This window comes from Chitinophaga oryziterrae (assembly GCF_009758125.1).
In the GTDB taxonomy this organism is placed as follows: Bacteria; Bacteroidota; Bacteroidia; order Chitinophagales; family Chitinophagaceae; genus Chitinophaga; species Chitinophaga oryziterrae.
Window position 1 is genome coordinate 249,120 of record NZ_WRXO01000001.1, and the last position, 23,117, is coordinate 272,236.

Consider the following 23,117-nt stretch of genomic DNA (forward strand, 5'->3'; position numbering starts at 1 on the left):
CTTTTACAGAAGCCGGATTTTATTTTTAACCTAATATCGGATGTCTCTTAAACTCTTTCGTTCTGTCAAAAAGATACCTGTAAGTAGTTAGTTTACGGCTGCGCTTTGTTCCCAGGCTTTCCGCAATATTCATCATCTTGGGATTAAAATCGCCTATCCACTGCATCTCGTACTCTGTATAAGGCAGTTTATGCTGAATGATCTTTGCTCCTTCCACGATCATATAAGTATCGGCTCCTTTCCCCTGGAACTCCGGTATCACGCCAAATACGATCCCTACAAATTTCTTGGAAGCGCCTATCTTTTTCAGCCAGAGGAACTGTAATTTCTGTAACAGTCCGAACTTCCCGTTCATATGCTTAAAGAACTGGTTAAGTTCAGGTAGATTCAGCCAGCAGCCTATCGGTTCGTCATTATAATACAGGAACCACACAATCCTTTCATCCATTACCGGAGCCATGGTTTTGAAGATCAGGTAAGCCTGCTGTTTGGTCATGTCTTTGCCTCCCCCATGTTTAGACCAGGCTTTGTTATAAACAGTGCAGAAGTCTTCCGCATATTTTGCCAGGTGTTTCTTATCGATGTATTTCGCAACATAACCAGGGTCCTGGGCCAGCTTTGCATGCCGCTCGATAAATTTAGGCTGCAGGTTATGGTCTACACGGGTAGCATAACAGATCTGGTGAAAGAATACCTGGAAACCGTATGTTTCAAATAATTGCTGATAATAAGGAGGATTGTAGTTCATGCAATAGAGCGGTTCGTAAAAACCCTCTACCAGTAATCCCCACCAGCGGTCACGTTCCCCGAAGTTGATAGGACCATCCATAGCGCCCATGCCTCTCTCTTCCAGCCATGCTTTAGCCGCATCCAGCAGGAAGTTGGCCGCGGCCTGGTCATTGATACAATCAAAGAAGCCGACACCACCTGTTGGCTGTTCATCCCCTTTGGTTTTATATTTTTTATTTACAAAGGCAGCTATACGCCCTATCAGTTCTCCCTTTTCATTTTTCAGCAACCAGCGGATGATCTCTCCGTTACGGAATGCTTTATTTTTCTCAGGATCAAAAACCATTTTTATATCCTTATCCAGAGGACGTATCCATCCGGGAAATTGCTTGTTGATAGCAACGTGCACTTCCAGGAATTGCTTTGCTGTTTGCTCATTATTAACGATTACCAGTTCCATAGGCTCATTTATAAATGTAAAAATAATGTTTGTCTTATGTTTTAACATTTATTTTTCAAATAGACGTATACTTTTATGCCGTTACTGTACTCAACCTGATATCATAAATCCATTATACCGTTATGTTCAAAAACAGAAGGTGGCTTTGGTTAGCCCTTGTAATTCCTATTGTTGTAATACTTTATTTTTTCCTGGCCAATAAAACAGCAGATAGCAGTATCTCCGCTAAAGTGCGTAAAGGCAGTTTCCGTGATGTAGTGAATAACTCCGGTGAATTGCAGGCAGAAAATACCGTGTATATCTCTGCGCCTGCTGATCTGCAATCCAACCAGATTTATGAGGAGATCAAGATCCAGGACATGGCGCCGGAAGGCTCTCATGTAAAACAGGGGGAGTACATTGCTACCCTGGATCCTGCCATTGTGAACAAGAAGATAGGGGATATGCAGCTGGCGCTGGAAAAAGCCAACTCCCTGATCATACAAACCTCCCTGGATACCGCACTTACACTCAGAGATGCCCGCGATCAGATGGCCAACCTGCAATTTCAGATGGAACAGAAAAAGCTGGCGCTGGACCTGAGTAAATACGAACCTCCTGCTACTATCCGCCAGGCAGAAATCGACCTGGAGAAATCGCAACGCGACCTGGTACAGATGAAGGAGAACTACAAGATCAAACAACAGCAGGCTGCCAGCAAAATATTTGCGGCTAACCGGGATGTACAGGTCCTGCATACCGACATTGGTAAACTGGAAGACCTGAGAAACCGCTTTGTGATCAAAGCGCCTACGAACGGACTGCTGGTATATATTAACGACTGGGCCAGTGGCGGTAAGAAAAAATCAGGCTCTGTGGTCCGCTCCTGGGACCCGCGTGTGGCCATGTTGCCAGACCTCTCCTCCATGTTATCAAAAGTATTTATCAACGAAGTTGATATCAGCAAAATACATAAAGACCAGAAAGTGACGATGGGACTGGATGCTTTTCCGGAAGTAAAAATGGAAGGCGTCGTGAAAACAGTGGCGAACATAGGTGAGACCCGTCCCGGTGCTACCGCTAAAGTATTTGAGGTGAATATCAAACTGAATAAAGTTGATTCTATCCTCAAACCAGGTATGACTACTTCCAACAACATCTTAATCAATGAAATTCCCAATAAGCTCATCATCCCGCTGGAAGCTGTTTTTGCCGAAGGCAAGACGAGTTTCGTGTACCTGAAAAAAGGGAACAATATCGACAAACAGGAAGTGAAACTGGGTAAATCAAATGATGAGGAAGTGATTGTTGAAAAAGGACTGGCAGAAGGAGATGTAGTGTATCTGTCTTTACCTGAAAAGGCAAAGGACAGGAAAATAACGATGTTAAAATAATCCCCGAACATGTTAGACCGTAATTTCAACAATCTGTACATCGCCCTGGATTCCCTCGGGGCCAACAGACTGCGTTCTTTTCTGACCGCCCTCGGGATTATTTTCGGTGTATCTGCCGTGATAGCCATGCTGGCTATCGGTAAAGGTGCGAAGGAAGAAATCATGAACCAGATGAAACTGGTGGGGGTAAATAATATTGTGATCAAACCTAAATCACAGGAGAAAAAAGATGACCAGCAACAACAGCAATCATCGTCCTCTCAATCATCTTCCAAAAAAGAAGAAGCAGGTAAGAACCGTTTCTCCAAAGGATTAAGTCTGGCCGATGCAGAAAGCATCCGTAGAATGTTACCTACCGTATCTGCTATCAGTCCGGAGATGATCTCTGAACAAAACATCATTTACGGCAGTAAAAGCAGTAAGCTGAAAGTGATCGGTATCCAGCCGGCTTTCTTTGGTATCAATAATATCAGACTGGGCGCAGGTACTATATTTAATGAACGGCAGCAACAATCCGGTGAAGCAGTATGCATCATTGGCAGTGATGTAAAACGTAAGTTTTTCATTTCCGAAGATCCTTTAGGTAAAACGATTAAATGCGGTGATCAGTGGTTGAAAATTATAGGCGTTACTGAGGAGAAAATGATCAGTAGTGCTACTAAAGAAAACCTTGGTATCCGTGACTATAACCTGGATATTTATATTCCTATACAAACCTCTCTTGTGAGGTTTAAGAACCCTTCTCTTTACCTGGGCGCCGGTGAAGGTTTCCAGGAACAAGGCCCTTCTTCCAATATCATTTTTCATCAGCTGGACCAGTTAGTGATACAGGTATCAGAAACAGATGCCTTGTCTGCATCCGCATCTATAGTAAGCCGTATGCTGCGTCGCCGGCATAATGATGTGCTGGATTTTGAGATCACTATTCCGGAACAACTGCTGAAACAACAACAGAAAACAAAAGATGTATTCAATATTGTGTTAAGTGCGATTGCCGGTATTTCATTACTGGTAGGGGGTATTGGGATCATGAACATCATGCTGGCTTCTGTACTGGAGCGTACTCGTGAAATAGGTATCCGTATGGCATTGGGCGCACAGAAAAGTGATATCGTGATGCAGTTCCTTTTTGAAGCGGTGCTGATCAGTCTTTCCGGTGGTATCATCGGCGTATTGCTGGGCGTGTCCGGCGCTTACCTGGTAGATAAACTGGCGGATATTCATACGCTGATCTCGGGTATTTCTATCGTTTTATCTTTCCTGCTGGCGTCTGCCGTGGGACTGATATTTGGTATTTCTCCTGCCCGCAAGGCGGCTCAAAAGAATCCTATTGAATGCTTACGCCATGACTAAAATATTATTGCCTCTTTTGCTTGTTTGTTCTACTACGTTTGCGCAACAGACATTATCATTAAATGATGTGGTACAACAGGCGCAAAAGAATTCACCTTCTTATTACAAAGCGCGGAGTAATGCGCTTAACAGCCTGTATGCATATCGTTATTATGCAGCGGGCCGTCGTCCGCAACTGAAGCTGACGGCCAGTAACAGCAGCAGTTTCCTGGGTAGTACGCAAAGTATACAGCAGCCGGATGGCACGTATGCTTTTAGCCGCAGTTCTTATTCCTATAGTTTTGCAGGGTTATCAGCAGATCAGATCATACCGTTTACCGGTGGTCAGTTATCGCTGACGACTAACTTACAACGGAATGATGTATTTGATCCCAGCAGTGATGTGAGTTATTTATCCGTACCGTTTTCTGTGAATTATTCTCAGCCGATGATCCTGTATAATCCTTATCGCTGGGATAAGAAGATTCAGCCGCTGTTGTATGAAGAATCCAAAAAACAATACATAGAAGATCTGGAGCGTGCAGCTTTGCAGGCCAACGGATATTTCTTTGATGCATTAGCCGCCCAGCAACGGGAGAAGATCCTTTTGCAGAATGTAGCGAATACGGATACGTTGTATAAAATTTCCAGGGGTAGATATGAGCTGGGAAAGATTGCGGAAAATGAATTATTACAGATAGAGTTGAATTTATTGAATGCACGTAATAGCCTGGAACAGGCTACACTGAATAAAGAGATCGCTTACCGCGGGCTTACACAGTTTCTGAATATGCCTAAGAACAGTGCGGTGGATGTGGCTCCGCCTTCCAATGTACCTACTTTACAGATCGCAGTGGATTCTGCGCAGCAGGAAGCCCTGGATAACCGTCAGGCGGTATTGTCTTTTCGCAGGCAGCGCTTGCAGGCAGAGCAACAGGTAGCAGAGGCAAAGGGGAATAACGGGTATGAGCTGAATCTTTCCGCCAATTTTGGTCAGGCCAGGCAGGGGAATACTTTTAAACAGGCGTATACCGGCAATAGTTTGCAGCAGAACCAGTTATTATCTGTAGGGGTAGCTATTCCTATTGTAGACTGGGGCAAGGCGCGTAATAAGATCCGGCAGGCGAAGGCCAATCAGGAACTGGTGGAGATAGATGTGCAGCAGCAGGAACGTAGTTTTGAGCAGGAGATCTATTTGCAGACACAACAGTTCAATATCCAGCAGAAGTTGTTTGCCAGTGCGGCCAAAGCAGATACGATCGCGGCGCAACGGTATGAGATTACCAAACAGCGGTATTTTATAGGGAAGATCTCTATTACCGATTTGAACCTTGCACAGCAGGAAAAAGATCAGGCAAGTCAGAATTATATTGATGCGCTGCGTGCTTTCTGGAATGCTTATTATACGGTGCGTTTGCTCACTTTGTATGATTTTGAGAAAAAGGACAAGATTAAGTATGACTTTGTAGAGCGTACAAAATAGCTTCTGGCATTATTTTTTCTATCTCGCTGATATGAAGCGACATATAGGGTATTCTATTGTGATCATTTTCCTGGTTATTTTTCTGGTGATGAGTTATTCCAGGGACCAGAAACGTATTAAGCAGGTATTGGCTCAGAATGAGCGCTTGCAGAATGAGAACCGTCATCTGCAGGAATCTCTGGATATCAACAGCCAGACTACCCAGCAGATAGAGAACCGCCATGAGGTGCAGGAGCGTACCGACGTAGCACAGAAGGGGACCTTTGTGGAGAGGCGTACGTATTTCCGTAAGAACTGGAAGCAATTCATTACGGTGAGCACGGGTGACTATCATACCCGTTTTTTGGGAGGGATTAAGGATTTAAAGGTAATTGTACGTAATCAGACGGAGTATCCGCTGGATAATGTGGTGGTTTCCGTGCAGTACCTGAAGGGGAATGGAGATGTGTTCAAAACGGAGCAGTATACGGTCAATAATGTACCGGCTAAGGGTGCACAGTCGGTGAGTGCTGCGGATAGCAGGAAGGGGCAGAAAGTGGAGATTACGCTGGTTAGTATTACCAGTCAGCCAATGAATTTTTGCTGGGCGGTAAATAAGCCGGCACCTGCAGGAAATGATGATCCTTATATGTGTGTACCGAATTAGGGATTTATTATCAGTCCTCTCAATAATTCTGATCATATGTACACTGGAACAGTTATTTTACCTTTGTGCATGCATGATCGCTATCTGTACTTTACAAGTTATTCCTGCTGAAGTAGTATTACTCTATGAGTTATCTTTCCCTGTAGAGGAAAGGCGTAATTTATCTGCCCAGCAGGAACTGCTGGAAGCTGGTACTTTACAGTTGCAGATAGTAAAGAATGATGATGTCTTTGCCGGTTTTGTCTTTTGCTGGCTATTAACAGATTTTATATTCATAGAGCATTTTGCCATTGATGCCAGTCAGCGGGGTGGCGGGATAGGCAGTAAGGTGATCACTTTATTGCAGTCTCAATACCCCCGGATAGTATTAGAAGTAGAACCTCCTCATTCTACAGACGCCGGAAGGCGTATCAGGTTTTACGAAGGCCTGGGCTTTCAATCTTACCCTTATTCATACCGGCAACCTTCTTACCTCGCCGGGGGAGAACCTTTAGAGATGTTATTAATGCAAACAGGCATGCCCGCCGGAGAAGATGCTTTCTCAGGGATCAGTAGTGAGATTTACAGGGAAGTCTATGGTATTTAAGGAGTTGTGAATCTTTAAGCAGTTTAGCGGGTTCTGGACAACAGCTGAAACCCTTTCTGCTGGCACATTCTATCGGTATTCTATCATCATTCCTTTATCACTCCTATAGCATTCCTATAGCATTCTACTGGCATTCCTATATCAAAACGATATAGGAATGCCGAAAGAATGCTGAAGGAATGAGCTTTCAGTGATAAAGGGATATAGGATTTCAATGAAAATCATTGCCAGTAGGGGATCCTGTAAACGTAAAAAAGGCGCTCCCCCGAGGGACGCGCCTTTTGAAATGTATATATGAGAGTTGATGGTAACCTTAGTTCCTGTCACGTCCCTCACGGGGCTCTCTGGCCGGAGCTGGCTGAGAACGTGCAGGTTGTTCCTGTACACGTTGTGGCTGTTGCGCTGGCTGAGGACGAGGTTGGGCCTGTTGAACAGGACGGGGCTGCGCTTGCTGTTGCGGCTGTACACGCTGTGGCTGCATTTGCTGCGGCTGTTGTACCGGCCTGTCAGGCTGTGAAGGCATTACCCTTGGCTGTGTAATAGGCTGTGGCCTGTTGTTATTGTTATTCACCGGCTGTGTACGTCCGGGGAAGTTGTTATTGTTGTTCGATGGCTGCGTACGTCCGGGGAAATTGTTGTTATTATTGCCGGGCGCCGGAGTTGTTACCGGACGACCAGGATTGTTATTCACCGGTTGTGTACGGCCGGGGACGTAGTTGTTGTTATTATCTGGCGTAACAGTACGACCAGGGTTATTATTATTGTTCACCGGTTGATTACGGCCAGGTACATTGTTATTATTAGGCACCGGGTTGGTAACAGGCTGGTTATTACCAGGGTTGTTTATTCTTCCGGGTAAATTGTTACTAGGTCGTCCCTCATTATTATTCCCAGGCGTAGGCCTGTTCGTACCGGGATTGGGCTGATTCACCCTGCCTGGCATATTAGGCCTGTCAGATCCGTTATTAGGACGGTTGTCTCCGTTGGTAAAGTTATTGTTATTACCACGTGAAGGCTGACGAAGGGTCGTTTCCTGAGGACGATAGATCCTTACCTGGTTGCTACCCACACTGGCTCTGCCCGGACGGCTGTCATTGGTAACACGTAAAGGACGTACAGGTGCATTGGTAAAACGTTCCACATCCCTGGTAGCAGGACCGCGGTAATAAGTGCGGTTATTGATGATGGTCGTATTATTAATGATAGTTGTATTATGATAGATGTTCACACGGCTGCCACGGTCTACATAATAACGGTTTATGTACGGATTGGTGATGTACCGGCAAGGTACGAATGACCAGTAGGTAACCGGTATGTTATAGCTGATGCCGATGGTCATACCGGGGCCAAGAGGCGCCCATCCGTAGTAATCATCATTGTTTCTCCAGCTCACCCATGCAGGGCCCCATTCGGTACCCGGTATCCATAACCAGCCATAGCTGTTATCAAATGTCCAGCGGCCGTAGTGGAACGGAGCCCATCCCCAGTCATAGTCAGACATCCATGTCCAGCCATAGTCGGTATACACCCAGTGACCCGCCGTAGCGTAGGGCTGGAAGTCCTGGCCTACATTAGGTTGCCATACTTCGCCGTAGCCATCGTAATTTATCCAGTTACCATAAGGACTCAGTGCGGAATAGAACCCGCCGTCGTTAGATACCTGCTGGTACTGCTGTTGCGGCGCCCTTGCTGTCACGCAGGAAGTGATTCCAGGCAATGCACTGAAAGACGCTGCTATGATGGTGAAAGTGATATAATTTTTTATGTTTTTCATTGTCGTTTGTTTTAAGGTCGTAGTTGCTATATTGTTTAATTGTCCCTGAGTTTGTACAGTTGTACGCAGATTGTTGAAGATTATAAATTTTAATTGTGAATACTGTAGGCTTTTAAGGCTGGCCTGGCGCATCTCTTTGTGATGGAACGGTGTCAGATGTTAGCTTGACTTAAGTAAGACAATTATTGTGCCTGATCATTTAAAACTGCCGTAGTGGCTGATTTAACCGAAAATATGGGTGTATTTTTAACAAAACCTTTTATTTTAAAGAAAGCTGATTTGAGAGAAGGGGTATAGGTGTGGTATTATTTATTTTGTATATTTGAAAGGTCCTTTCAACCACCTTTGTGCGATACATCTCTCTGGTGGCGGTTCTTTGCAGGTGAGCAAATACCGCAGGCGATTCTTTGCGCTTATTTTGAATTTCCCCTATTAACAGTTACCTTTGCGCAAATTTAACAAATCGCTCATTTTAGCATTTATAAACCTCTTTAAAATATGCCTAACACAGGTAAGATCAAGCAAATTATCGGTGCAGTGGTGGACGTCCACTTCGATGGACAGTTGCCCGAAATCTACAACGCACTGGAAATTACCCGCGAAAATGGTCAGAAAGTAGTACTGGAAGTGCAGCAGCACCTTGGAGAAGACAGTGTTCGTTGCGTAGCAATGGACTCTACAGACGGTTTCGTTAGGGGAATGTCTGTAATAGACAAGGGTACTCCAATTAAAATGCCGGTAGGCGATCATATCAAAGGACGTTTGTTCAACGTGGTAGGAGAGGCGATCGACGGTCTGGGTGATATCGATACCACCAATGGTTATTCTATCCACCGTAAGCCGCCAAAATTCGAAGATCTGGCAACAGATACAGAAGTATTGTTTACAGGTATCAAGGTAATTGACCTGATCGAGCCGTACGCAAAAGGTGGTAAGATTGGTTTGTTCGGTGGTGCTGGTGTGGGTAAAACCGTACTTATCCAGGAGCTGATCAATAATATCGCAAAAGGATATGAAGGGTTATCTGTATTCGCAGGTGTTGGAGAGCGTACCCGTGAAGGGAATGATCTGATGCGTGAAATGATCGAAGCAGGTATCGTAAAATATGGTGAGAAATTCAACGAATCCATGGAACATGGTGGTTGGGACCTCAGCGCTGTAAATATGGAAGAACTGAAAAAATCTCAGGCAACTTTCGTATTCGGACAAATGAACGAACCACCAGGAGCACGTGCACGTGTGGCATTATCCGGTCTTACGATGGCGGAATATTTCCGTGATGGTGATGGTACTGCAGGTAGTGGTCGTGATATCCTTTTCTTCGTAGATAACATCTTCCGTTTCACACAGGCAGGTTCTGAAGTATCCGCACTGTTAGGCCGTATGCCTTCAGCGGTGGGTTATCAGCCAACACTGGCTACAGAAATGGGTCTGATGCAGGAACGTATCACTTCAACTAAAAATGGTTCAATCACTTCCGTACAGGCGGTTTACGTACCTGCGGATGACTTGACTGACCCTGCTCCGGCTACAACATTTGCTCACCTGGATGCTACTACCGTACTGGATCGTAAGATCTCCGATCTTGGTATCTATCCTGCAGTGAGTCCGCTGGAATCTACTTCACGTATTCTTAGCCCGTCTATCGTTGGTGAAGCACATTACAATTGTGCACAGAGAGTGAAAATGATTTTACAACGTTACAAGGAATTACAGGATATCATTGCGATTCTTGGTATGGATGAACTGAGTGATGAAGATAAATTAACGGTATCGCGTGCACGTCGTGTACAACGTTTCTTATCTCAGCCATTCCACGTAGCAGAACAGTTCACCGGTCTGAAAGGTGTACTGGTACCTATCGAAGAAACTATCAAAGGATTTAACATGATCATGGATGGTGAAGTAGATGAGTATCCTGAAGCTGCGTTTAACCTTGTAGGTAATATCGAAGCGGCAATAGAAAAAGGTAAGAAACTGCTTGAATCAGCTAAAAACTAATTGTATGTTATTAGAGGTATTAACACCTGAAAGAAAAATTTATTCCGGCGAAGTGTACGGCGTACAATTGCCTGGTATAGACGGCTCTTTCGAAGTGCTGGACAAGCATGCACCATTAATCGCAGCCTTGGGAAAAGGCAAGATGAAAGTGCTGAAAGATAAAACAAGCAATGAGTTCTATACGATAGAAGGCGGGTTTGTTGAAGTGTTGAGGAATAAAGCTACAGTGCTTGTAGAAGGTGCCGTTGCGCAATAGTTTTCAGCTTACATTTTTAGCATAAAATAACAGGCCGGGTATGATTACCCGGCCTTCGTTTTGTCCTAACTATTCCAATCTAATTATTAATGGCCAAAGCGCAGTAGGATTACCGGCTAAGGCGTCTTACAAATCAGACCCACGCTGCACAGGATAATAAAATCCTGCAGCCGCAATTGGGCCCGTTCCTATGAAAATGAATGTCTTATGTACTGAATGATTTTTTGTCGTAAACCTTTCAATCAAAGCACAGCTCTAACCCCCATAGAAAGGGCTTCAGCCATTTATATTTTAGTTGTTAAAAAGTCTTAGTCCAGGAAGGATTGCAAAATCTGAAATCAAATTTGCCCTTCATAGGTATATATATTCGGTTAAATAGTTTTCTCTCTAATTCCTCATATGTCTGATATACAGGGTTATAACAACAGACTGTCCGTATCCAATGATTCTTTTGCATAGGCAAGATATTCGATTTTTTTTAAATATCCTCTTGTGTCACGACTGTTTTGGACAAGAATGCGCAGGCGATGACGTTAGTCATTGGACCTCAAAGTGTAGGCAGTAAATTATTTTTTTTCTTTTTTTTCCACAGCCTGTTAGTAAGGCCATGTTTGACGTACGGTGGAGTATATACGATACTAATTCAGGAGTGGGTCTATCGGGAAATTGGCCATGATGGCAAAGTTGCTCCCTAAATTCTTTAAAGCCTGCTTCCAGATGTTTTGTTCTTCTTCTTCAAAAATGATGGATATATCGCCTGTAGAAGTGATCCAGGATTTATCATTCATCTCATTTTCAAGCTGTCCGCTGCTCCATCCGCTATAACCAATGAAGAATTTGATCTTTGTAAGGTCCAGTTTACCGTTGTTGATTAATGATACAACAGTATCAAATTCTCCTCCCCAGTAAACACCTTTAATGATTTCAAAACCACCTTTGATCAATTCCGGTTGCTGATGAATAAAATGAATGGTATCTATTTGCACAGGTCCGCCATAAAACACAGGAATTGTGTTTATCAGTATTTCCGGTACCAGGTCATTGAGCTGCTGATCGAATAATTTATTGAGAACAAAGCCAAAGCTACCTTTTGTGTCCTGATGTTCACAAAGCAATACAACCGTGCGTGCAAAATTCGGATCTTTCAGAAATGGGTCTGCTATCAGTAATGTACCAGGCGATAATGAAACCATACACAATCAATTTTATCACTGAGTCAAATTTAACTAATTGAGCGCAAGTAGAATAGTATTTGTTGCTATAGAAACCTTAAAATTTGGCGGAGTATATCAAAAATAATAAAGGAGGCTAGAAAGCCTCCTTACCATTTTATCAACCAAAATCTAAATCGCTTATGGAGTCGAATCCATTTCGATGTATGTAGAAATTTAAAATTTTACTTGTTAATTATCAATCTGTACATCAAATTTGATACCAGTTTGATAAGGCAAATGTACATAAAGAAGATCAATTTCAAGTGTAATTACCCAGTTAAAATTACGTTAAAGTGATGCTTTATTGTTAAACTCAATACAGTAAAAGGTTCCAGCGTATTAATTTTGTATTAACGTTGCTATAGCAAATATTTATTTTTAACAATTTTTACGATGGCAGCCTCAATGATTGTAAGTATCTTGTGCGTTTTACACTTGATGTAGCATGGTACCACTGAAGAAAGTATTTCCCGTAATTGTGGTGTTAATTACACTATCCCTGCTTGGGGTCATTTATATCCAGGCAAACTGGATGTATAATGCCTTACTCGTCCGCCGGGAACAGATCGAAGAAAAAACCAATAGCAGCTTTAATAACGTTAGGGAACAGATGATAGCCCGTCAGGGTCCCCCTATGCGGTTTAAAGTGAATGGCACTACGATTCGCCCTACGGAAAAAGGACTGGCCATTGATAAATATGAACTGGCTAACGGGTTCTTTAACGTGAACATCAGTGACCGTTTTACTACAGATGAAGTACAGAAGCTGATATACAACAGCTTACGTAAGGAACACCTGGACACCACCTTCGAATTTGCCATCATAGGCAAAGGAGATTTTGATAATAACGGGGTGAAAATGCAATCGGAAGGCCTGCGTAAAATGGTTACCAAAGCCAATTACGACAGTGCCGGTTATAACATCCATTATATTCCCCTGTTATCTACTTTCGAAAACCTGACCGGAGAGACGGAAACCCTGTATATCATTCAGCCTAAAAACAACCTCTTGCTGTTGTTATCTCTGGGTAAAATGATGGGTATCGGGTTGTTGTTTACTGTTGTTATCATCACAGCGTTTATCCTTACTATCCGCACCATGTTAAATCAGAAGAAGATCTCCGAGATCAAATCTGACTTTATCAATAACATGACGCATGAACTGAAAACACCACTGGCTACTATTTCATTGGCTATTGATGCGATCGGTAATGAAAAGGTGATGAACAACAAAGAGAAAATCCAGTACTTCTCCGGTATCATCAAAGAAGAAAATAAACGTATGAACAAGCAGGTGGAAAGCATCCTGCAATCTGCGCTGCTGGAGAAGAATGAGATCTCATTAAATCTCCAGGTAACAGATGCGCATGAAGTGATCCAGCATACGATAGATAATATTCAGTTACAGTTAACAGCGAAGAATGGTCGTGCCGAAGTGCGGTTGGATGCTATCAATCCTATCATCCAGGCAGATGATGTGCATTTCTCCAATGTGATCTTTAACCTGCTGGATAATGCGATCAAATATTCTAAAGACAACCTTGAAGTAGTGATCTCTACCTACAATACAAAAAAGAGCCTGGTCATTACAATTACCGATAACGGCATCGGGATGAGCCGCGATACGATTTCCCGTATCTTTGAAAAGTTTTACCGCGCACATACGGGCAATGTACATAACGTGAAAGGATTTGGTTTAGGACTGAGTTATGTAAAAGCGATCGTTGATGCACACAAGGGTAAGATAAAAGTAGAGAGCACACCGGGGAAGGGTAGTAAATTTACAATGGAGTTTCCACAGGAATAAAAAAAGATCAACTTATGGCGTTAAGTGAAAAGGAACTACAGCATTTTAAACACGCGATAGCTGTTCCGGGCATGGGTGTTGCCATGCAGGAAAAACTGAAGGATACAAGGATACTGGTAGTCGGTGCGGGCGGATTGGGATGCCCTGTCATTCAGTACCTGAGCAGTAGTGGTGTAGGCGTACTCGGTATTGCTGATTATGGCGTGATCAATGATGAGGATATGCATCGTCAGCCTATCTTCCAGGTGCAGGACCTGCGTAAACACAAAGCTAAAATGGCGGCCAGCCGTTTATGGGCAAGTAATCCTTTTACAAAACATTATCCCCTGTTGTTACAGGTGAAACCGCAGAATATATTGCAGTTACTGGAAGGGATGGATTTTGTGATAGACTGTTCACAAAATATAGCCACCCATCTGGTGATTAATGATGCATGTATGGCACAGGGCAAACCTTTTATGATAGGGGAAGTGCATAACTGGGTATCCTGGTGGGCAGGGTACAATATCGCTCCTGCCAGCGGGGATGCAGCGGCTTCTTACCGTTGCTCTTTAGAACTTACTGATGAGTACCGCAACTTTGATGCGGGCATCATTGGTGTTACTCACGGCGCTACGGGTATGATGATGGTGAATGAGATCCTGAAATATATTGCAGGTGTACCGGATGGTCTTGCCAACAAGCTGTACAGCATGAATTATCTGCATAATGCTTATCTGTCGCATACCATTTATTCCAATGCCGCTGTAATTGCGGATACACTGGAAAAAGGATTGCTGACTGCAGAAGAATACGGGCTTGATATCGTTCCTGACATCGAAGACTAACTTAAAACAAACTGAATGTACCGTAAAAAAATACGCCCTGTACTTTTCTGGATACTGGTGATTTACCTGGTGCCTGCTGCTGCTTTATACATGCTGCAGAAGAAACTGATCTTTCATCCGGATGTACTGGCGGCAGATTACAAATTCCAGTTTGATATTCCATTTGACGAGATAAAAATTCCGGTGAAAAAGGATGAGATACTGAGCGCTGTATTATTTAAAGCAACCGCTCCTAAAGGCATCGTTATTTATTTCCATGGCAATGCCAGGAACATCTCTAAATATGCCTCAAAAACGCCTGATTTTATCAATCATGGGTATGATGTGCTGATGATGGATTACCCTTCCTTCGGAAAGAGTACCGGTCCATTAGTGGAATCTGAGATTTATGCCAATGCGTTGCATATGTATGAGATGGCGCGTCAGCGTTTCCCTCCTGACAGCATTATCATTTATGGTCGTTCCCTAGGTTCTGGTGTAGCCGCACAACTGGCCAGCATAAGGGATTGCAGGAGATTGATCCTGGAAGCTCCCTATTACAGCATGACGGATATGGCGAACCGGTTTGCCCCGATTTATCCTTATGGTCTGATGCTGGAATATAAGTTCCCTACCAATGAATATCTGAAGAAAGTAACGGCTCCCGTAACGATTATTCATGGCACAGATGATCATACCGTGCCCATGTCTTCCGGTAAAAAGCTGGAAGCGTTATTTAAGCCCGGAGATAAGTTCATCGCTATTGACGGCGCTGATCATACTAATCTGAATAAATACACCCGTTATCACCAGGCATTAGACAATGCACTGGAATAACTTCGACTGTTTTTCAGTGATTGTCAGCTCATGTTCCATGCCTAACTTCAGTGCATAATTTTCTGGCGTATGTCCGGAAGGGAAACCAAAGCAAACAGGATACCTGTACTCTTTCACGATATCGCGGATAATCTCGTATTCTGTCTGCCCGAAAGGGATATGAGTTTCTTTGCTTTCTGTAAAGGCGCCTACGACTAATCCGGCCAGTTTATCCAGCCAGCCGGCCCTTTTCAGGTTATACATCATACGGTCTACGTTATACCGGTATTCCCCGATATCTTCCAGTAACAATATTTTGCCCCTGGTGCTGGGCTGTGAATTGGTCCCTGACAGGTTGGCCAGTAAGGATAAATTACCACCAATCAGTATGCCACTGGCTTTACCGCTGCGGTTTAATTCGTGGGGAGCGCAGTTGTACTTCGCCGCTTTACCTTTCAGCGCCTGTTTCAGACTAGCCACATATTCGTTGTCGACGGTTTCGGGGGTAATTCCGCTGCACATCATGGAATGTATGGTAGGAATGCCGTATAATGACTGTACATGGTTGTGTAAGGTGGTCACATCACTGTATCCGCAGAGCCATTTGGGATGTTTCTTAAATTTGGTAAAATCCAGCTGATCAAGGATACAGACCATTCCATAACCTCCCCGGCCAAACACAATGGCTTTCATTTCGGTATCATCCAGCATATCCTGCAGTTCTTCCAGCCGCAGTTCATCCGGGGCAGAGAAATTATAGAAACTGGTGCCTACCGTAATGCCCAGGTGTACACGGAATCCCCAGGAGTTGAATACGCCTGCGGCATATTCTGCCGCCTGCAGCTCCATTTTACTGCTGCTGCAGGTGATCCCTATCAGGTCTCCTTTTTTGAGATATGGTGGAATTTTCATTCTTCTATGCTTTAAGTTACCTTTGTCGATTAATACCCGACGGGGCTAAGTTGATAAATACTTTCGGCTCTTCCAAAAGCACAAAACAGAATTTCGATTATTTAAGTATTCTTTAAGCGAACATGGCAAAATTTAACAGATATCTAATAACGGCGGCACTGCCTTACGCCAATGGACCGGTCCACATCGGTCACCTGGCGGGTTGCTATTTACCTGCCGACATCTATGTACGCTACCTGCGTGCTAAAAAGGCGGATGTTAAGTTCATCGGCGGTACGGATGAACATGGGGTTCCTATCACCATTACCGCGATGAGGGAGGGTGTGACACCGCAGGATGTAGTGGACAAATACCACAAAATTATCTCCGATAGTTTTTCTGATATGGGTATCTCTTTTGATATCTTCTCCCGTACTACCAATCCCGTGCATCATGAAACGGCTTCTGCCTTTTTCAAAAAGATGTATGATGATGGCCTGTTTGAAGAACATGAATCAGAACAATATTTCGATACCGCCAACAACGTATTCCTGGCCGACCGTTACATCATTGGTACCTGCCCTAACTGTGGCAACCCGAATGCATATGGCGACCAGTGCGAACGTTGCGGAACAACGCTGAGCCCGGATGAGCTGATTAACCCGCGCTCTGCGCTGAGTGATGCTCCTTTGGTGAAGAAATTAACCAAACACTGGTATATGCCGCTGCAGAACTACGAACCTTTCTTAAAGGAGTGGTTGCTGGATGGTCATAAAGAGTGGAAAAATAACGTGTACGGCCAGTGTAAAAGCTGGATAGACAATGGTTTACAGAGCCGTGCGATGACCCGCGACAGCAACTGGGGTATTAAAGTCCCTTTGCCTGATGCGGAAGGAAAAGTGCTGTACGTTTGGTTCGATGCCCCTATCGGGTACATCTCTGCTACCAAAGAACTGACCCCGGATTGGGCGGATTACTGGTGTAAGGACGATACCAAACTGGTACACTTTATCGGAAAGGATAATATCGTTTTCCATTGTATCATTTTCCCGGCGATGTTAAAGGCACATGGCAACTTCGTTCTCCCGGAGAACGTACCTGCCAATGAGTTCCTGAACCTGGAAGGGGAGAAGATCTCTACTTCCCGTAACTGGGCGGTATGGGTGGATGACTATGTGAAAGATTTCCCTGATCAGCAGGATGTATTACGTTACGTATTATGTAGTACGGCTCCGGAAACCAAGGATAACGACTTTAGCTGGAAGGATTTCCAGGACAGGAATAACAATGAGCTGGTAGCTATTTTTGGCAACTTCATCAACCGTACGATGGTGCTGATGCACAAGTTGTGCGGCGGTAAAGTGCCCGTATTCCATCAGGAGATTAAAGATGCTACTGACGATGCGCTGATTGCCGCTATTCAGCAGGGCAGGAAAAACATTGAAGAGTCGCTGGAAAACTACCGTTTCCGTGAGGCATTGGCAGAAGTGATCAATGTAGCCCGTGAAGGGAATAAATACTTACAGGAAAAGGCGCCATGGCTGCTGGCTAAAACACCTGAATTGCAGGCGGCTAACCAGCAGGCGATAGACAACTGTCTGCACCTTTGCTTACAGCTGACTGCCAACCTGGCCATCTTCGCCAATCCTTTCCTGCCTTTTACGGCGAAGAAGATCTGTCACATGTTAAAAGTGGTAGACCGTATTCTGGACTGGGAAAATGCGGGCAGCCTGAAACTGGTGAGTGTAGGGTATTCACTGCGTCCGCCGGAATTGTTGTTCAAGAAGGTGGAAGACGAGGAAGTGGCTACGCAGGTGGCAAGACTGCATGAAAGACGTGCTAAGGCAGAAGCTGCGAAAGCTGCCGCTGCTGGTCACACTGCATCCGGAGAAGTTAAACCGGCCGCAGAGCCTAAAGCAACGATCGAATTTGAAGACTTTGCAAAACTGGACCTGCGGGTAGGTACTATCCTGGAAGCGGAGAAAGTAGCTAAAGCGGATAAACTGCTGAAATTACTGGTAGATATAGGTACTGAAAAACGTACCGTAGTTTCCGGTATAGCTTTGCATTTCACTCCGGAAGAAGTAATAGGCAAGCAGGTAACACTGGTAGCTAACCTGGCTCCCCGCAAAATGAGGGGTATTGAAAGCCAGGGAATGATCCTGATGGCAGAGAATGCGGCGGGTAAACTGGTATTTGTGAACCCGGACGCGGCAGTGGATGCCGGTAGTGAGGTAAGGTAATAACGTATAATATTCTATTTTTCGTAACCCTTCTGAGGCATGGGCTTTGGAAGGGTTATGAAAATAGAATTGATATATGATTTTCAAACCTTGATAGAAAAGAAGTATTCAAATACAACTCATTCCTGGGCATCAATCATAGCTTTTTATTCCATAGATAATAAAGATCAAATTCCTTTTTTCTTTAAAAATTCCAATGATACCCCGTTTTGCGCAGATAAGCTGCGTAGTAAAGCTATAATATTGTACCCGAATGTTATGAATGTGTGATAAGAAATCATAAAAGTATAGAATACTTTTATGATTGAATGGTAAGTTATCCTTATAGTCTTTTATTATTCAATATGTTAAACAGGCTATAGTATTACAAGTAGCATTGTTACCCCCTATATAATTATCATTCTGTACACATTGCATTGTTCATTCTGTTCCATCAATAATTAAAAATATACCTAATGCGAATTACGAGGATCCTATTGCTATTGTTATCGGCTTTTTGTTTCAGCGATAATGTGTTTTCCCAGATTACCGACACTTTTACAGTTCAGGGCGATGCTACCAAATTTTACCCTGTTTCATTTTATAATGGGGGGTATGATAACAATGTAGCTACCTCTGTTGAAATAGGGAGGTCAATCATCCATGAAGCACCTTCCAATACTGACTGGAGAACTCTATAACTGCTAAAATAAGGTTTCACACAAACTGAACAGTCTGAAACCAGGTCTGAAGAATAAAGTACTTGGTAATTTACCATTAGGGGGTAATGTTGATCTGGATACCCTGCAAAATTCACTGAATTTCCTGAAAATGTAGACATAGGTACAACAACCTTTGGTGCTCATATGTTGGCGGTGAAAGGTTCTATGAAGGCTCGTAGAGTAAAGGTAAGTACGGGTTGAACTGGCTGACCTGATTTCGTATTCCAGTCGGATTATTTGTAACCCTCTTTACAGGAATGACCAGTAGGAATGTACCTCCGATGAGTGCATTGAAAGTGCGGATGGGCTATAATTTTTAAGCTAAATAATACGAATTACATTTTCTAAATAAATTTTCCTAAGATGAAGTTTGCGAAAACTATACTTATAATCTTTCTCTTTATAACAAGGCTAAACCTGTTGTATTCACAAAGTTTGCTAAAACAGGTATTGCCGCCATCCCCCAATGCTGCTTCCTTGGGAAAATTTGCAAACTTCCCGGTAAACTTATATAATGGGGTACCACAAATAGATATTCCAATATGGACAATTGATCAATGGGGAATGAAAGTACCGGTGTCTTTGAGCTATCATGCAGGAGGAATACAAGTTGCGGAAGTTCCATCATGGGTAGGATTAGGCTGGACATTAAATGCAGGAGGAGTAATAACCCGTTTTCTATACAAGGCATACCAGATGATGGGAATGGTGGTTTTCTGGTAAATCCGAATTTACCTTTACCGGAATGTACCAGCTCCCTGGGAAGCGGAGACGCTGCGTATGATTATTTTGAAGCAGTAACCAGGCAAAGCAACGATACGGAGTCTGATATGTATTACTTTAATTTTTGCGGAAAATCCGGAAAATTTGTATTTGACAAAAGTGGAAACGTACATACCATTCCTTATCAGAAAATAAAAATAAAAAAGAATCCTTCAAATCCTTCTGCAACAGGATTGACTGAATGGGAAATAACTACCGAAGATGGTACCATCTTTTACTTTAACGTAACAGAAACTATGCAAACGGTTACCAATACTTTCGGTAGTGATCAGGGAGCATCAGCGACTTCCTATATTGGCAGCTGGTATTTAAAGGAAATCAGATCGCCCAGGACCAACCAGAAAATTTCCTTTGAGTATACCTCTGACCGCTATGAATATGAGATGCCTTCATCTGAAACAAAATATGATTGGGATCCGGCCAGCCCTTTAGGTTGTGTTCTTCATGGATCATATTCAATAAACAAGACGATCATCCAGGATGCCAAGAAAATTTCAAAAATCATATTTCCTACTGGTAGTGTAGAGTTTGTAGCTGGAAAATACAGGCACGACTTACAAGGTAGTCAGGTTTTGGATAAGATTGTTATCAAGAATACTTTGGATACGATCAAAAGTTATACTTTACTGTATAACTATTTTTCAACCAGTATGGTTGAATTTGCAAGCTTACCTGATGCGGGCTCTAATACGGTGGCTAATACTTCTTACAGGCTATCGTTAAAAGGAATACAGGAATTGTCTGCAAATAGCCTGGTGGGACAATCCTACGAATTTACGTATGAAAATAGTATTTATTTACCGAACCGGGTAACTTCAAAAGCAGTGGACCACTGGGGATATTATAATGGGCAAACAGGGAATACAACTTTGATACCTTCTTATACAAGTAATACGGGAACTTATGTTGTTGGTGCGTTCAGGCAAACAGTTGAACCTTATGCTCAGGCAGGTGTATTGAAGAAAATAAAATATCCAACCGGAGGGTCTACTCTGTTTGAATATGAGTCGAATGAAACTAACAATCCTTTTTATTGGGACGACGTTCAAAAAGCAAATTATATTGGAGGAGGTGGGATGTGCCATATTACACCAGGCCAGGTATTTGAGCTTTTGTATCCGACAACTTTTAAACTCTCTTTTACCGGAACTAAATGGCCGGTAGCCGTATCCGGTAGTTGTACCAACCAACCTTTCAATCCGAGCCAACCGTCGACTTATGTGTATTTTAATGTTTTTAAAGTCAATGATCCGGCTAATCCTGTAAATATGGATGTATTAGGGAATGGTTCAGTGGGACCAATCACTATTGGATATGCAAGCGCAAACTATACCACAACTATCGTTCTGCCGGCAGGTAAATATCAAATCCAGGCGAGGGTTGGTAGTGCATCAGGTCCCCTCATTCAGTCAGGAGTAAATGTGGATGGCATGTATACATTTGGACTGGAAGGAGATATAATTACAAGGAAGGGAACTAAAAAAGTTGGTGGTCTTCGTGTAGCCCAAATGACAGATTATGATCCCGTTTCGGACAAAGGGATTATAAAAGTGTATAAGTATAATATTGATGATACCACGTCTTCCGGAATAATTAATTATATCCCTACTTATAAGTATCAGTTCAGAGAAGCCCAGTTATGTACCAATGCCTCTGGAGGTACGGATGTATTCGTTCCTGAGTATACAGTATATTCTTCATCTTCCTATGCTCCTCTTACTTCTCTGCAAGGTGGTAATGTGGGATACGACAAGGTTATTGTATATTATGGAAAAGATGGTAATGGAAATATAGGTACAAATGGTAAATCTGAATATTACTATAATTCCAGGACGGATTTTTCTTTTTTGCCTTCTAGAATAACACTTAACCAACCACAGAATGTTTGTTATAATCCTGGAAGAATAGGACAAACCAGCTTATTTCCATTTGCCACACCTGTTTCTGTGGACTGGGCACGCGGATATGTATTGCAGGAAATAAACTATAAGAATGTGAACAACTCTTTCGTCAAGGTAGACGAAACTTTTAATACTTATAAAGACGATTTCCAGGGGATCTGGGATACTTATAATCCTTTATTTGATGTACTTGGAGCCAAAGTCGACTGGGCTTTAAGAGTTCCCACACAAGCACAACTGACACCGAAACCTGTTTTGATCGTTCAATATTATTTTGTACCATCGAGATATGTTAAACTCACAAAGGCGGAAAAACGTACATATGATGTTAGCGGTTCCACTTACCTGAGTCTGGTCAATGAATATCAATATAATGACATTAATAGCGATCTGCAGTTAAAAACGGAAACATTCCTGGATAGCAAAGGTGATGCTGTTAAGACAGAATACAAATATCCAGGTGATTATCCATCCATACCTGTTTACGGCAGTATGAAAACTAATAACATCCTGGATGCTGTTATTGAAAAAAATATCTATCACAAAGATGTTATCACTAAAGGTATAAAAAATAATTACATACAGCTTAGTAACCTGTTTGTTCCTGAAAGCAGTGAATTGAAAATAGGAAACCTGTCGGCGTCCAAATTTTATTTTTCAAGATATGATAGTTATGGTAATTTGTTAGAACAGCAGAAAAGCGATGACATCTTCTCTTCGTATATATATGACTATACCGGTGTACACCTTATTTCAGAGACCAGAAATGCACGTTATAATGACATCGCGTATACATCGTTCGAATCAGATGGTAAAGGCAACTGGGAATTCTCAGGAGTTCCAGTCCAGGATGACACTTCACCTACTGGTAATAAATGTTACAATCTCTCAAGTGGTAATCTTAGCAGATCAGGATTAACAACTACGATGACTTATAAGGTGTCCTACTGGACAAAAAATAGTGTTCCGTTTAATATTACAGGAACTCAAAATGGTTATCCGGTAAAGAGCGAGACTATTAACGGTTGGACTTATTATGAACACAACATTACGGGCCAAAGTGTTATCTCAATCAGTGGAACAGGGCTCATAGATGAAGCAAGGGCATACCCTGAAAATGCTCAAATGACCACTTATACCTGGAATCCCCTAATTGGCTTAACACATCAATGTGATGCTAAAAGTCAGATTACATACTACGAATATGATGATTTTGGCCGCTTGAAATTGATCAGAGATCAAAACCGTATGATATTGAAGCAATATGATTATCAATATCAAAAACCAATCACTCAATAATTTTAATCCCAATGAT

Annotated in this window: 17 protein-coding genes; 13 read left to right on the top strand and 4 right to left on the bottom strand. The window is 42.9% G+C overall.

From position 1 onward, the window contains the following. Nucleotides 1–25: 25 nt before the first annotated feature. Nucleotides 26–1,189 carry a hypothetical protein gene (locus GO495_RS01115; protein WP_157297870.1) on the bottom strand — a complete coding sequence of 388 codons (1,164 nt, stop codon included), beginning with the start codon at nucleotides 1,187–1,189 and terminating at the stop codon, nucleotides 26–28. A gap of 122 nt (nucleotides 1,190–1,311) precedes the next feature. Here GO495_RS01115 and GO495_RS01120 point away from each other — a divergent pair, with 122 nt between their 5' ends. The 5 genes from GO495_RS01120 to GO495_RS01140 all read left to right on the top strand — a co-directional run bounded on the left by GO495_RS01120 (nucleotide 1,312) and on the right by GO495_RS01140 (nucleotide 6,609). Next, nucleotides 1,312–2,562: an efflux RND transporter periplasmic adaptor subunit gene (locus GO495_RS01120; RefSeq protein ID WP_157297871.1), complete on the top strand. Its 1,251-nt coding sequence runs from the start codon at nucleotides 1,312–1,314 to the stop codon at nucleotides 2,560–2,562. 9 nt (nucleotides 2,563–2,571) lie between these two features. After that, complete coding sequence (locus GO495_RS01125) at nucleotides 2,572–3,915, top strand: ABC transporter permease (RefSeq protein ID WP_157297872.1); 1,344 nt, start codon at nucleotides 2,572–2,574, stop codon at nucleotides 3,913–3,915. Continuing rightward, entirely contained in the window at nucleotides 3,908–5,377 is a 1,470-nt protein-coding gene (locus tag GO495_RS01130; protein ID WP_157297873.1) for a TolC family protein, read from the top strand. Before GO495_RS01125 ends, GO495_RS01130 begins: the two co-directional genes overlap by 8 nt. Nucleotides 5,378–5,408: 31 nt before the next feature. After that, nucleotides 5,409–6,023 (top strand): hypothetical protein, encoded by a 615-nt coding sequence (locus tag GO495_RS01135; protein ID WP_157297874.1) that lies wholly within the window; start codon nucleotides 5,409–5,411, stop codon nucleotides 6,021–6,023. Nucleotides 6,024–6,096: 73 nt separating this feature from the next. Further along, the gene (locus GO495_RS01140) at nucleotides 6,097–6,609 is read left to right on the top strand and encodes a GNAT family N-acetyltransferase (protein ID WP_157297875.1); all 513 of its coding nucleotides are present in this window, start codon (nucleotides 6,097–6,099) and stop codon (nucleotides 6,607–6,609) included. 313 nt (nucleotides 6,610–6,922) lie between these two features. On the opposite strand, the gene GO495_RS01145 is transcribed toward GO495_RS01140, so the two are convergent. Beyond that, a complete protein-coding gene (locus GO495_RS01145; protein WP_157297876.1) occupies nucleotides 6,923–8,383 on the bottom strand; it encodes a DUF6600 domain-containing protein in 1,461 nt (486 codons plus the stop codon). A gap of 498 nt (nucleotides 8,384–8,881) precedes the next feature. Between GO495_RS01145 and atpD the strand changes: the two genes are divergently transcribed. Both atpD and atpC read left to right on the top strand, forming a co-directional pair. Further along, nucleotides 8,882–10,384: a F0F1 ATP synthase subunit beta gene (gene atpD, locus GO495_RS01150; RefSeq protein WP_157297877.1), complete on the top strand. Its 1,503-nt coding sequence runs from the start codon at nucleotides 8,882–8,884 to the stop codon at nucleotides 10,382–10,384. A 4-nt stretch (nucleotides 10,385–10,388) separates the two neighbouring features. Beyond that, complete coding sequence (atpC, locus tag GO495_RS01155) at nucleotides 10,389–10,640, top strand: ATP synthase F1 subunit epsilon (protein ID WP_089779730.1); 252 nt, start codon at nucleotides 10,389–10,391, stop codon at nucleotides 10,638–10,640. Nucleotides 10,641–11,278: 638 nt separating this feature from the next. Here atpC and GO495_RS01160 read toward each other — a convergent pair. Continuing rightward, nucleotides 11,279–11,833 (bottom strand): YqgE/AlgH family protein, encoded by a 555-nt coding sequence (locus tag GO495_RS01160; protein WP_157297878.1) that lies wholly within the window; start codon nucleotides 11,831–11,833, stop codon nucleotides 11,279–11,281. A 466-nt stretch (nucleotides 11,834–12,299) separates the two neighbouring features. Here GO495_RS01160 and GO495_RS01165 point away from each other — a divergent pair, with 466 nt between their 5' ends. The 3 genes from GO495_RS01165 to GO495_RS01175 are packed head-to-tail and all read left to right on the top strand — an operon-like array spanning nucleotide 12,300 to nucleotide 15,304. Beyond that, nucleotides 12,300–13,661, top strand: coding sequence for a sensor histidine kinase (locus GO495_RS01165; protein WP_157297879.1), 1,362 nt, complete (start codon nucleotides 12,300–12,302; stop codon nucleotides 13,659–13,661). A gap of 14 nt (nucleotides 13,662–13,675) precedes the next feature. Then, nucleotides 13,676–14,488 (top strand): HesA/MoeB/ThiF family protein, encoded by an 813-nt coding sequence (locus GO495_RS01170; RefSeq protein WP_157297880.1) that lies wholly within the window; start codon nucleotides 13,676–13,678, stop codon nucleotides 14,486–14,488. Nucleotides 14,489–14,503: 15 nt separating this feature from the next. Then, on the top strand, nucleotides 14,504–15,304 hold the full coding sequence (locus tag GO495_RS01175) for an alpha/beta hydrolase (protein WP_157297881.1): 801 nt from the start codon (nucleotides 14,504–14,506) through the stop codon (nucleotides 15,302–15,304). Here the strand turns inward: GO495_RS01175 and GO495_RS01180 are convergent. Then, entirely contained in the window at nucleotides 15,284–16,195 is a 912-nt protein-coding gene (locus GO495_RS01180; protein ID WP_157297882.1) for a S66 peptidase family protein, read from the bottom strand. The two genes, GO495_RS01175 and GO495_RS01180, sit on opposite strands and share 21 nt — an antisense overlap. Before the next feature lie 122 nt (nucleotides 16,196–16,317). Between GO495_RS01180 and metG the strand changes: the two genes are divergently transcribed. The 3 genes from metG to GO495_RS01195 all read left to right on the top strand — a co-directional run bounded on the left by metG (nucleotide 16,318) and on the right by GO495_RS01195 (nucleotide 23,101). Then, nucleotides 16,318–18,417, top strand: coding sequence for a methionine--tRNA ligase (gene metG, locus GO495_RS01185; protein WP_157297883.1), 2,100 nt, complete (start codon nucleotides 16,318–16,320; stop codon nucleotides 18,415–18,417). Between the two features lie 1,064 nt (nucleotides 18,418–19,481). Next, nucleotides 19,482–19,841, top strand: coding sequence for a hypothetical protein (locus tag GO495_RS01190; RefSeq protein ID WP_157297884.1), 360 nt, complete (start codon nucleotides 19,482–19,484; stop codon nucleotides 19,839–19,841). Further along, nucleotides 19,745–23,101, top strand: a complete 3,357-nt coding sequence (locus tag GO495_RS01195; RefSeq protein WP_157297885.1) for an RHS repeat domain-containing protein — start codon at nucleotides 19,745–19,747, stop codon at nucleotides 23,099–23,101. Before GO495_RS01190 ends, GO495_RS01195 begins: the two co-directional genes overlap by 97 nt. The last annotated feature ends 16 nt before the right edge of the window (nucleotides 23,102–23,117 follow it).